Source organism: Synergistota bacterium (assembly GCA_025060595.1).
GTDB lineage: Bacteria > Synergistota > GBS-1 > GBS-1 > GBS-1 > 42-11.
Genome location: JANXBX010000015.1, coordinates 31,755 through 43,299, shown reverse-complemented (window position 1 = coordinate 43,299; position 11,545 = coordinate 31,755). Strand labels below are relative to the sequence as shown.

The window sequence follows — 11,545 nt, the reverse complement described above, 5'->3', positions numbered from 1 at the left end:
CCAAGGTTAGTAGTCCCAATAGCGTTAAATACCTCAAGAAGCCCATGAGCAATGGCACGAGCCTCAGAATAGTAAGCTTCCTCAATTCGATAAAGGGATATCCCCGATAACAAGAAGGCACTCAATCCTACACCCAAAACCGAGACCACCACACCCCATAAAATAAGCTTAGCTCTTAAGCTCTTCAAGCTAAACACCCCCATCGAAAGTAAATTTTAAGGTAAGCTTTCAGTAACCCTTACCCTACCTGTAAAAACAGCAATTACCACATAAAGCCTCTTTTCACCATCGCTTAAACCTATATACCCCCCGCTAAGAGGAGAGCCTGATGGAGAAAAGGAGAGAAAACCCGTTCCCCCAAAACTTGAGGAGAAAATTTTAACCCCCTGAGGAAGCGATCTCTCGATAACCTTTGAATCTGGATATCTCAATATATACCTCCTTAAGCTATAAAAGTCAATATAAAGATAGCTATAATCTCTGCTCAAAATCGATGAGAGCTGTAAGCTTCTTATATCCTGAGATAGAACTAAAGCGGAATAAGCAAGCTTATCGGCTAACCTCAATATCTTTAAAAAGGAAAAGAAAATTATACCTACCATCAAGGATGATAGAAAAAGAGCTATAACCATTTTGAGAGTCAAAAAGCTCTTTTTCATTGACTATCCCTATCTTTAAGCGCGCTTCCTCTTATTATTAAAGCTTCGAGCTTATCCGCTAAAAACCTCGCCTCTAATTTTAAGCTCTGAAGAGCTTCCCTTTCCATCTTTATTTCGCTTAATAAATCCTTGAGTTCTTCTTCAATTTCCTCCTTAAGCTTGAAAAGGCTCTTATTTTTATAAAAAAATAACGCTCCTTCTCTTATAAGCCTTTCCCCTCTTAAGAAAAACAAAAATACTGCACTTATAAAGCCCAAGAGAAAAAACAAAAGGAATAGCATCTTTAAGAGGTTATATCTATAAACTTACCCTTAACAGGATCCTTAACACCAGAAACAAAGAGGTTACTCTGGGGGCGCTTCCTCCGTGAAGGAGTATAACCGCTCCCGCTTCCCCTTCTTTCCTCTTCAACCTTCTGCCCCTCACCCCTATAGGTAGCTTGAACTTGCACCCTTTCTTTCTCCGTCCTTTCTCTAAATTCTGAAGCGAAAGCCTGATGAGAGACCAAGGAAGCCTGATCCTCCTGATGCTGAACCCTTCCCACCTCGTATAGCTTTCCTACAAGTACCTGCATGTCTATGGGACGGATCGCCAATCCCTATCACCTCACCGTTCTCTTAAAGCCCCCACCTTTATTTCGGTTCCCTCTCTGTAAAATACAACCTCCTTCAAAGCCTCTTTAACTGCAAATTTAACTCCCCTTATAGTTATCCTAACCCCCGGATAAACCACACCTCGAACCACAACCTTCCCCTCTTTCTTGACCTTTTCTATTTTTTCCTCGAGCTCTTCTTTCCTTTTCTTAAGCCTTTCCGCCTGTCCCTTAAGCTGAAAGAGCGCTCGCGTCATCTTTAAGTAAAGATCCTTCTTCTCCTCGGGAAGGGAACCAAGCTTTTCCTCCATACTCTTCAATAGCTCTACTCCCTTTGTAAGATCCCTCAGCTTGTTTTGAATCTCGGCAAGCTCACTATTTACTTGGGCATATTCTTCCTTCAAGGCTGGATCTATACCAACCTCAACATAGGTTCTCACGCCAAGATCAGAACCTAAATGAGTTACATCAACCAAGTCCCCCGCATAGACCTCTCCTCCAACAATAACACCTTTACGACCCCTAGCTATAATGCTTCCCCCAGCTACCACCTTACAATTTATTATCGATTCATCAGCTATTACACTACCTCCAGCCTCAAGAGTAGCCTGATCAGCAAACTTCAGGAATATATCTCCCTTTGTCTTAATTAAGGACTTACCTCTCCCAAAAACTCCTCCCTTTATAACTATATTACCTTCAGCCTCAAGGAAACCTCCCTCAACCAACTTATGGACTTCCAAATTCCCTCCCGCTTTCACCTTAAAATCTGGTAAAACGCTACCCATAATGATGACGTCTCCCACAAACTCTATATTACCTATGGAATAGTCTACATCTCCACGCCTAGTAAAAACAGGATAGACTACTACCTTACCGTTTTCATAAACAACATGCCCATCACACGCAGCAAAGAGCTTCATCCCATCCTCAGAAGGGTAAGTGTTCTTACCCGCAGGTATCTTAGGATCCTTAGGTTTATATGCCTTAACAATCTTTCCTGTCACGGTCTTACCATCCTTCTCAGGCTTGGGTGGAACCTTAACCGCTAAAAGCTGTCCCCTTACAACGTTCTCTATGCTCTCCAGGTTTTTATAATCAACCCTTCCATCTTCAAGAACAGCTGGCTTCAACTCCCTATCTTTATTAAACTTATAATCTATATATCCATCAATGCCATCTTCAGGCCTTTCACCACGAGCCACCAAGATATTCTCTCCAAATTTCTTATTCTCAAGAGCTTCCCTTATAGCGCCTTCATCCACTCCAAAAACAACACCAGACTCAGTTAAAAAAGAAATGATCTCCTCAAAGGTAGGAACCCTTCCATCAGGCAAAGCCTCAAGCTTAAGGTAAGCTTCCATACCATCTTCACTTATCTTAAGCTCCAAAGGAAGAGAGGCCATAAACTCACCCCCCGCTCATTATTCAAAAAGCTTAACCCAAACTTCGCAAGCGAGTCCTAAGCTTCAATATAGCAGAAGAGTGGAGTTGACAGACTCGTGCCTCAGAAACTCCTAAAACCTCCCCTATCTCTTTAAGGGTAAGACCCTCGTAATAGTAGAGAATTATAACAAGTCTTTCCTTATCCGGAAGCGACGATATAGCTTTAGAAAGCTCCTCAACCAGTTCCTCCTCCTCAAGAAGCTGCCCTAAAGGAGCCTGCATAGGGTCGCTTATAACCTCCTTAACCGAGACCTCCTCATCCTCAAGCTCAACCAGAGAATCTAAAGGGAAAAGAGTTAAAACTTTAGCATTTTCAAGAAGCTTCTCATACTCCTTCTGAGAAAGATTTAAATAATTCATCACTTCCTCATCAGTGGGATCTCTTCCAAACTTATTAAAGAGATTAAGCCTCGCCTCTTCTAGCTTCTTCAGCTTCTCATGAACGGTCCTTGGCGTCCATCCAAGCTTTCTAAGCTCATCTATTATAGCCCCTTTTATTCTAAGAGAAGCGAAAGTTTCAAATTTAACGTTTCTCTCCGGATTAAACCTGTCTATGGCCTCGAGAAGCCCCATTATTCCCACGCTTATCAAATCATCCTCATCAAAGCCGCGCGGTAAAGTTACCCCTATCCTCGAAGCTATATATTTAACTAATGGGATATAACGACGGATGATCTCCTCCTTAAGTTTAGGATCCCTGGTTGAAATGTATTCCTTCCAAAGCCTCGCCTCAGCCTCTTCCAATCCTATCATAATTTAAATCCCTACCCCTCTTCAAGCATAATCTTAACAACCTTAGCAATGGCATCGGGTTTCTTTTTCGCCAGTTCAGCAAGCTCCTCAATTGTCTTACCGAACTCAGTTGGTTCGCTAACAAGCCTCTCAAGGGAAGACCTTTCATCCACTGAAGGCAAAGAAACTTCCCCTTCTTTTCTCGTCCTATATATCCACATGAAGTCACTTATGTTAGCAAAGGACCTAAGATCTACCTTCACATCTTTCCCAAAGAGAAGAAAATTAAGTCTATATTTAGAAAATATATGTAGTAAAAGCAAAACTTCAAAAAAGATTATTAAGAAAGCAAAAAAACCCCTTAATAAGGCCATAAGAAAGAAAACGGGAGAAAAAAGGCTTAGAAGGAATACTATTATACCCCCTCCCAAGCCTACAAAAAGAGGCAACTTAAACCATAAGGGTAAGGTTATTTCCCTAAAGCTCTTTAATTCCATGTCCCACCGTCCTTATGATAAACTTACCTGTGTCGGTATGAAGCTCTACGGACCTACCATAGCCTCCACCTGTATCTTCCGAAACCAGAGGGATCTTCTCCTGAGCAAGAACCGCCTTAACAGCCTCAACATTTCTCTTCCCTATGCTAAGCTGAAGGTTCTTATCTGAAAAGGAAAACATCTGAGCTCCTCCCGCGATTTTTGCGACTATCCTGCTTTTAGAGGCTCCAGCCCTCTCCATCTTCTCAATAAGCAAGGGTATAGCGGAATCAGCGAACTTAGCCGGATTTTGTCCTTCCCTCGCTTGTTTACTATCAGGCAACATAATGTGCGCTAATCCGCCTATCTTAGCAACTTTATCGTATAAAGCCACACCCACACATGAACCCAAACCAAGGGTTACTAGGATATCTGGACTTTTAGCAATATTAAAATCTGCTATTCCTACCCTAATTACTTGCCCCATCATCATCAACTCCAAGTGCCCTAAGTATAATGCTTAAGGAACCAGGGTCAGGTATGAGAAAGAAATGCCCTTCCACATGAGCGGATTCAGCCTGAAAGCGGGTTTCAATAAGAAGCGCATAATCTCCAAGCTGTCCGAGCTCTGCCAAAATCACATCCAATATGGCCCCAGCCATATCAAAGGCTAACGCTGGTACGGTTGGTAAAAAGGTAAGCCTAGTAAAGGTTGCTAAAGCGTTAAGATAGGAGCTCGCCAAAATATTACCTATCTCCTTCAAGGCCGATTGATCTAGCTCACTTAAAACTTGAGTACTGCTTTCAGGTCTTCCCATAAGCATATCAACTAAATAAAGAGCGCTATCTTTCGGCATTACAAATAAGATGCTTCCAGGAACATCTCCAAGAACCCTTAAAAAAACTCCAGCAACAAGCACCTCTGGCCCTCCTAAAACATCAGGAACCTGAGATAGTGGAATAACCGCAGCTCGAGGAACTGTCATCATGATCTTCTTGCCTATCATCTGATACAAAGCGGTGGCAGCATTACCTGCTCCTATGTTTCCAGCTTCCTTTAAAGCATCAAGCTGGGCAGCAGTTAATCTGCTTATCAAATCCCCCTCGCTCATAGCTCATTCCTCCTTAAAAGACTTAGGTTATCAAAGGCACCACATCAAGAATCAGAGCCACCTTCCCATCACCAAGGATAGTAGCTCCGCTTATACCCTTTATTCCCTTTAAGAGCTTACCAAGCGATTTTATAACTATTTCCTGCTGACCTATGAGACTATCTACAACAAGTCCTGCCCTCCTTTCTCCAACGCGAGTCACCACAACAGCATACTCCCCACCATTTTTGCCGGTTTCAACAGGAACCTCAAGTAACTCATGCAGCTTAACTAAGGGAAGAACACTTCCCCTAAGCAATATAACCTCCTGATTTCTTACAAGCTTTATATCCTGAGGAGTGATACTTAAAGTCTCATCTATGTTAGCAAGAGGTATAGCGTATATCTCCTCCCCAACCTTCGTTAAAAGGGCCTGGATTATAGCTAACGTAAGAGGAAGCTTAACTATAACCCTGGTCCCTTTGCCTCTTTCAGTCTGAATCTCAAGAACTCCATTTAAAGCCTCCACCTTGGACTTAACTACATCTAGCCCGACACCTCTTCCCGAAACCTCCGTGATTCTCTCTGAGGTACTGAAACCAGGAAGGGTGGTTAACATCAAAACCTCATTTTCAGACATTCTTTCTAGCTCCTCAGGAGTAGCTATTCCCTTTTCAATAGCCTTACGCTTTATCTTCTCTATATCCATACCCTTACCATCATCCTGAACCTCTATTACTACATAATTTCCTTCATGACGAGCAGAAAGCCTGAGCAAACCTTTGGGAGGCTTGCCCAACCTTTCCCTTTCCGCAGGAGGCTCTATACCATGATCGATGGCATTTCTAAGAAGATGAACGAGAGGATCCCCTATCTCGTCTATTACAGTTCTATCAAGTTCTGTCTCCTTACCCTCTATAATGAACTCAACTTCCTTCCCTTCCTCGCGAGCAAGATCCCTTACCATCCTTGGAAACCTATTAAATACGTGCTCTATAGGAACCATTCTAAGCTTCATAACCACAGCCTGAAGCTCATTGGTTATCCTCCCTATCTGAGCAAGCGTCTCATCAAGCTCGGTTAGCTTGTAAACGGAACCTATTTGAACAAGCCTAGTCTTATTTATAACCAGCTCTCCAACGAGATTCATCAAATCATCAAGCCTATCAATATCGACCCTTATGGTTCTCATACCTTTGACCTTCTGCCTTAACAGCTTCTCCCTTTCAACAGGGCTCACAGACACAGCCTCAGGCTCAGGATGAATCTCCTCCAAGCCCTTGATAACCTTCTCTACCTCTTCCTCCTTAATTTCAACCGAAGGTGTAACCACCTTTTTCTCCACCTCGGCCTTCTCGGGCTCAATCCTGGAGATTTCCACCTTCTTAATCTCTGAGACCGCCTCTATCTTTGATCTTATAACGTTCTCTCCTTCCTTACTTACATAAAGAAGGGTGAATTCATTCTCAAATTTTTCTTCCTCAATGTCTTCAACGGGAGGAAGCGACTTTATTATCTCGCCAATTCGCCCAAGCTCATGAAAAACTATATAGGCACGTGCAGCCTTAAGCAAACAACCTTCATCCAAAGTGACCTTTATCTTATATACGTTAAATGACTTATGAAAAGCCTCCTTAATAACCTCTTTATCATACTCATTTAGCTCCATAGGAATATCAACCAGGCTTGGAGCCTTAACAGCCTTTACAGTCTCTGGAGGAGCTTTTTCTCTCTCTCCCGAAAGGACCCTAAGCTTAGTTATGGTAGAGGAAGCCCCTATACTACACCTTCCTGTATTTCTTATCTCCTCTATCATAGCTTCAAGAACATCAAGACATTCAAACAAAACATCAACCACGTCAGAGGAAGAGGTAAGCTCTCCTTTACGAAGCTTGTCTAACAGGTTTTCCATCTCATGAGTAAGCTCAGCGAGAGTATCAAATCCCATAGTAGCTGACATTCCCTTTAGAGTATGAGCTATCCTAAAGACCTCATTCAAGAGGTCTGTATTACTCGGATCTTTTTCTAGTTCCAAAATAAGCTCGTTTAGCCTCTGAAGGTTTTCCGCTGACTCATCAAGAAATACCTGTAAATACTGAGACATCCCCATTTTTTACCTACCCCCTATTTTCTAACTTAGCCTTCGTAAGGCTTCCATTATTCTATCTGCTATTTCATTCACGGGGGCAACTATCTCCACGGCCCCCTCCTCTATAGCGACTTTGGGCATCCCAAAGACAACGCAAGTAGTTTTGTCTTCCGCTATCGTCACACCACCATACTCTTTTATCTTCTTTAACCCATTAGCTCCATCTCTACCCATACCGGTTAAAACAACTCCGATAACCCTATTTTTAAACACCTCAGCCACCGAAAGCATCGTAACATCAGCTGACGGTCGAACCCCCCAAAGAGGAGGATCCTGATTTAGCTTTATCACCACACCATCCGCTTCTTTCCTCACCACCATATGATAGTCACCTGGAGCCACTAAAGCGAGTCCCTCCTTTAGTATATCATTTTCCCTCGCTTCTTTAACATCTACTTGAGAAAGAGAGTCTAATCTATCAGCAAGAGATTTAGTAAACCCTTTAGGCATGTGCTGAACTATAAGTATAGAAGCCCGTATATCTGAAGGAAGCTTAGGAATAACCTCCTGAAGAGCCCTAGGGCCACCTGTTGAAGAAGCTATAGCAATCACAGCATTAACTTTAGCCACTGAGACCTTTTCAATCTTTTCAAGCTTCCTTTCTCTCCTCGGTAGAAGAAACTTTAATCTGCTTAAATCAGCTCTATATGCAGCCTTTATCTTAGCTATGAGCTCTTCCTTAACTCTTCTTATATCAAGAGATATAGGCCCTGAAGGTTTAGGAACAAAATCAAAAGCCCCATATTCAAGAGCTTTTAACGTAGATTCAGCACCCTCACGTGTATAGCTACTTAACATTATCACGGGAAGAGGGGCCTCACTCATTATGTAGCCAAGAGTATTAAGCCCATCAAGTTTAGGCATTTCTATATCAAGGGTTACCACATCGGGTTTAAGCTCATGAACCTTTTTTATAGCATCGTAACCGTCTCTTGCCGTTCCTACTACTTCTATCTCTGGATCTTCATGAAGCATATCCGTAATAACCTTCCTCATCAAAGCTGAGTCATCTACAACCAAAACGCGAATCTTACTCATCCAACCTTCTGCCTCTCTTTCAGCTCAGTTTTAAACACAAAGTTTATTATATTCCTCCTAAAGCGCTCATCTATAATCATAAATTCCAATCCAGCCTCTCTCTCGTCTCCTCTTTCCTCTATCCTGACAACCCTAGCAAGGGCAGAAATAACATCACTTTCAGGTAAGTATATCAAAACTTCAAGTTCATCATCAACCTCTATATCATCATCAACCTTTAACCTGAGACCACCCCCACTTATATCTATGGTATGAGTACTTTTAAAAAGCCCTCCACTGACCTTTCTATACTCTACAGGAATTAAAGCCTTAACCCTTCTATGTCTCCTTCTCTCGATAGGCACGAAGGCATGGGGAGAGGATACCTCCAAAAAGGGAATTATCTTGCCTCCCCTTCCCCTTATCTCAGCTTCACCCTTAAATAGCTTTCCCTTTTCGTTCCATATAATGTTTACCTTTTCCCCAGGCCTAACCTGAGGTAAAACCGCTCCTCTATCGAAAACTATAACTAAATTGCCATCCAAGGTCGGTCTAAGAATCCTCCCTTTTAAACATATATTCTTTCCAAGCTCCAGCTCCACAGACATACCCTCATAAAGCACGCCCTCTTTCATATAAGTCCTTTCTCCCTTAACTCTCTCTCTTTCTTAAAAACAAACCGCATTATCCTCCTAACGAGCTTTTCACCCAGGTTTAAAAACTCAACTCCATGCTCTATACTATCATCCTTTAGATCAACTCTAACCACTTTTCCCTCTAAAACCATAGGGCCTAATCCATCTCCGAGATCTAACCTAATGAGAATCCTCTGTCCAACAAGAAGGGGTTCTTCAAAAACCCCTCTTAAGCCGCCAGCGCTTAAGTCCTTAGTATAGCCCTTTTTAGAGGAACCAGTCCTACCTTTAAGCCTATAGGTAAACGGAATGTTAACCTCAACCCTAACAAATCTCCTACGCTGAATATGCTCCCCAGAGCCAACCACCTTAAGAATTAAGAGAATAACTTTCTCTTCCTTAACCCCAACTATCTCCACCGGATACTTATATATCCCCCGCGCAGTCGTAATCCAGAGATAATATCTTTCCCCCCTTAAGGGTACAAGAGCACCCTTATAAAGGGGATAGGCTACTAACACTAATTTATCTCTCTCATCTATATCCTCTATTCTAGTAGGAAAGGTTCCTTTAAATAAACCTCCCTCTATCTCAAAATAAGCCTTAGAGCCAACTCTAACTTTAAGAGACGGCGGAAAAATCTAAATTACCTCCCTCTAAAGAGGGATACAAACTTGAGTAAGAAGCCCTTAACACCTCGAGGCTCATGCAGGTCTTTCTCCTCAAAACCTAATAACCGATCGGCCACGCTTCCGACGCAACGAGCAGCTTTAGATGTAGGATAAACTATTATAAAAGGCTTCTGCCTTATCACAGCTTCCGAAACTACAGGATCTTTAAGAATAAAGCCTAGCTTATCCACACTTATATCGAGAAACTGCCTCGCTACAGTTTCTATCCTTGAGGCAACATCCTCCGCCTCTTCCATACTTGACGCCATGTTAATAAGTAGCCTTATCTTCGCATCCTTATTACCTAAGGCGATAGCTTTAATTATCCCATATGCATCTCTTATAGCTGTAGGCTCAGGTGTGGTAATAACTATAGTTTCATCGGAGGCTAAAACGAAACCTAAAACGTTTTGAGATATCCCAGCGCTCGTATCAATCAAGATTATATCCGCATAAGAATCAAGCTCGCTTAGGCTTGCTATAAATTGAACTCTCTGAGAGCTTGAGAGGTTAGCGAGCTCCTGAATACCAGCTCCCCCTGCTATAACCTTTATACCCTCAGGACCATCAACTATTATCTCGTGTATCTTTTTCTCACCTTTTATAACATGATAAAGGTTATAGCGAGAGGTCAGACCAAGAACTATATCTACATTAGCTAACCCAAGATCAGCATCTATAATAAGAACCCTACTTCCCCTTTTAGCCAAGGCTATGCCAAGATTAACAACAAGATTTGTCTTACCCACTCCTCCCTTTCCACTTGCAACCGATATTATTCGAGCAAGCCGAGCAGGGCGAGCTACAGCTCCAAAATCCCTGCTTCTTTTAACAAGCTCTCTTAACCCCTCAGCCTGATCCCTTATCAATCCTCTATTACCTCCCCCTTACAACCCCTTAACCTTAAGATCACTTCCGAAAGTTTCACTGGATCAGCTACCTCTATATCCTTTGGAACATCTTGACCGTTAGTAACATAGGATATCGGAATGGAAAAATCCTTAACCAAGTTGAGAATGTTACCAAAGGTAGATGTCTCATCAAGCTTGGTTAAAACCATCTTGTGAAGCGGAACACAGCTAAACCTCCTAACTATTTCCTCCAAATCTCTATACTTCGTATTAAGACTTAATACCAAGTGAACCTCATCAGGCGAGCTTGCCTCTATATAGGACTTTAGCTCAGACATCTTCATGCTATCATAGTGGCTTCTACCAGCAGTATCCATAAGTATGAGCTCTGCGTCAAGATGCTTTTCTATTGCTCTTCTTACCTCCTGAGGTGTAAAAACTATCTCTATAGGTATACCTATTATCTTCGCATAAGTCTTAAGCTGTTCCACCGCAGCTATCCTATAGGTATCAGCAGTAACCAAGGCAACCTTCCTTTCCTCAAAAAGAGCGAATATTGCTGCAAGCTTAGCTATAGTTGTAGTCTTCCCTACACCAGTAGGCCCAACAAAAGCTGCAACCTGCGTGCCATTTTCCTTAAGCTTTACCGGAGAAACTTTTATAGACTCTGCTACTACTTTGGCAAGCTCTTTCCTAAGATCCCTCCATGAAAGCCCCTTGAAAGATGCGCCCTTTTCTAAAAATGCCCTTAAAATCTCTTCAGCGTGTCGCTCCTTTATCTCCTGTTCTAACAAGAAATTATATAATTTACCACCCTCTCCAAACTTCTTCTCCTCTTTAACCGAAAGGTCAATTTGACCTAACCTTTCTAAAAATACCCCTATAAGCTCTTTAACCTCCCTTATATCCTTCTCTAATACCTCTATCCTGTCGCTCTCTGAAAGACTCTTTTTCCTTTCCTCCGCTAAAGAGGGAGTATAAGAGGCCTTCCTTTCCGAAAGAAGCTTAGTTAGGATCTCAAAACGTGCATCGCTCTCCCTCTTCTCCTTCTCAGGGACTCCAACGATAACCTCAACATACCTTTTTGCAAATAGACCCAGAAATCCTCCCTTTTTAAAACGCTTGGTTTCAAGAATAACTATATCACTACCAAGCTCCTCTTTAGCTTTCCTTATAGCTTCTGCCTCACTTTCAGCTATAAAGGATTTCCTTTTAACGAGCCTCAA

15 protein-coding genes are annotated in these 11,545 nt (G+C 42.2%); all 15 read right to left on the bottom strand.

From position 1 onward, the window contains the following. Positions 1-188 (bottom strand): hypothetical protein (locus NZ900_09045; protein MCS7234227.1); only part of this gene is annotated, 188 nt, incomplete at its 3' end. 27 nt (positions 189-215) lie between these two features. Continuing rightward, the gene (locus tag NZ900_09040; protein MCS7234226.1) at positions 216-659 is read right to left on the bottom strand and encodes a hypothetical protein; all 444 of its coding nucleotides are present in this window, start codon (positions 657-659) and stop codon (positions 216-218) included. Beyond that, positions 656-928 (bottom strand): hypothetical protein, encoded by a 273-nt coding sequence (locus tag NZ900_09035; GenBank protein ID MCS7234225.1) that lies wholly within the window; start codon positions 926-928, stop codon positions 656-658. Before NZ900_09035 ends, NZ900_09040 begins: the two co-directional genes overlap by 4 nt. Before the next feature lie 14 nt (positions 929-942). Further along, complete coding sequence (locus NZ900_09030) at positions 943-1,254, bottom strand: hypothetical protein (GenBank protein MCS7234224.1); 312 nt, start codon at positions 1,252-1,254, stop codon at positions 943-945. Between the two features lie 11 nt (positions 1,255-1,265). Continuing rightward, entirely contained in the window at positions 1,266-2,657 is a 1,392-nt protein-coding gene (locus NZ900_09025; GenBank protein MCS7234223.1) for a FapA family protein, read from the bottom strand. Between the two features lie 31 nt (positions 2,658-2,688). Next, positions 2,689-3,450, bottom strand: a complete 762-nt coding sequence (locus tag NZ900_09020) for a FliA/WhiG family RNA polymerase sigma factor (protein ID MCS7234222.1) — start codon at positions 3,448-3,450, stop codon at positions 2,689-2,691. Between the two features lie 11 nt (positions 3,451-3,461). Further along, on the bottom strand, positions 3,462-3,926 hold the full coding sequence (locus NZ900_09015; GenBank protein ID MCS7234221.1) for a hypothetical protein: 465 nt from the start codon (positions 3,924-3,926) through the stop codon (positions 3,462-3,464). Further along, complete coding sequence (locus NZ900_09010) at positions 3,907-4,392, bottom strand: chemotaxis protein CheD (GenBank protein ID MCS7234220.1); 486 nt, start codon at positions 4,390-4,392, stop codon at positions 3,907-3,909. The genes NZ900_09015 and NZ900_09010 overlap by 20 nt, the downstream gene beginning before the upstream one ends. Next, positions 4,376-5,017, bottom strand: coding sequence for a chemotaxis protein CheC (locus tag NZ900_09005; protein MCS7234219.1), 642 nt, complete (start codon positions 5,015-5,017; stop codon positions 4,376-4,378). The genes NZ900_09010 and NZ900_09005 overlap by 17 nt, the downstream gene beginning before the upstream one ends. A gap of 22 nt (positions 5,018-5,039) precedes the next feature. Further along, entirely contained in the window at positions 5,040-7,106 is a 2,067-nt protein-coding gene (locus NZ900_09000) for a chemotaxis protein CheA (protein ID MCS7234218.1), read from the bottom strand. Positions 7,107-7,127: 21 nt separating this feature from the next. Further along, the gene (locus NZ900_08995; GenBank protein MCS7234217.1) at positions 7,128-8,183 is read right to left on the bottom strand and encodes a chemotaxis response regulator protein-glutamate methylesterase; all 1,056 of its coding nucleotides are present in this window, start codon (positions 8,181-8,183) and stop codon (positions 7,128-7,130) included. Continuing rightward, a complete protein-coding gene (locus NZ900_08990; protein MCS7234216.1) occupies positions 8,180-8,797 on the bottom strand; it encodes a PilZ domain-containing protein in 618 nt (205 codons plus the stop codon). Before NZ900_08990 ends, NZ900_08995 begins: the two co-directional genes overlap by 4 nt. Continuing rightward, positions 8,794-9,438, bottom strand: coding sequence for a PilZ domain-containing protein (locus NZ900_08985; GenBank protein ID MCS7234215.1), 645 nt, complete (start codon positions 9,436-9,438; stop codon positions 8,794-8,796). Before NZ900_08985 ends, NZ900_08990 begins: the two co-directional genes overlap by 4 nt. Before the next feature lie 5 nt (positions 9,439-9,443). After that, entirely contained in the window at positions 9,444-10,337 is an 894-nt protein-coding gene (locus NZ900_08980; GenBank protein ID MCS7234214.1) for a MinD/ParA family protein, read from the bottom strand. After that, entirely contained in the window at positions 10,334-11,545 is a 1,212-nt protein-coding gene (gene flhF / locus NZ900_08975) for a flagellar biosynthesis protein FlhF (protein ID MCS7234213.1), read from the bottom strand. Before flhF ends, NZ900_08980 begins: the two co-directional genes overlap by 4 nt.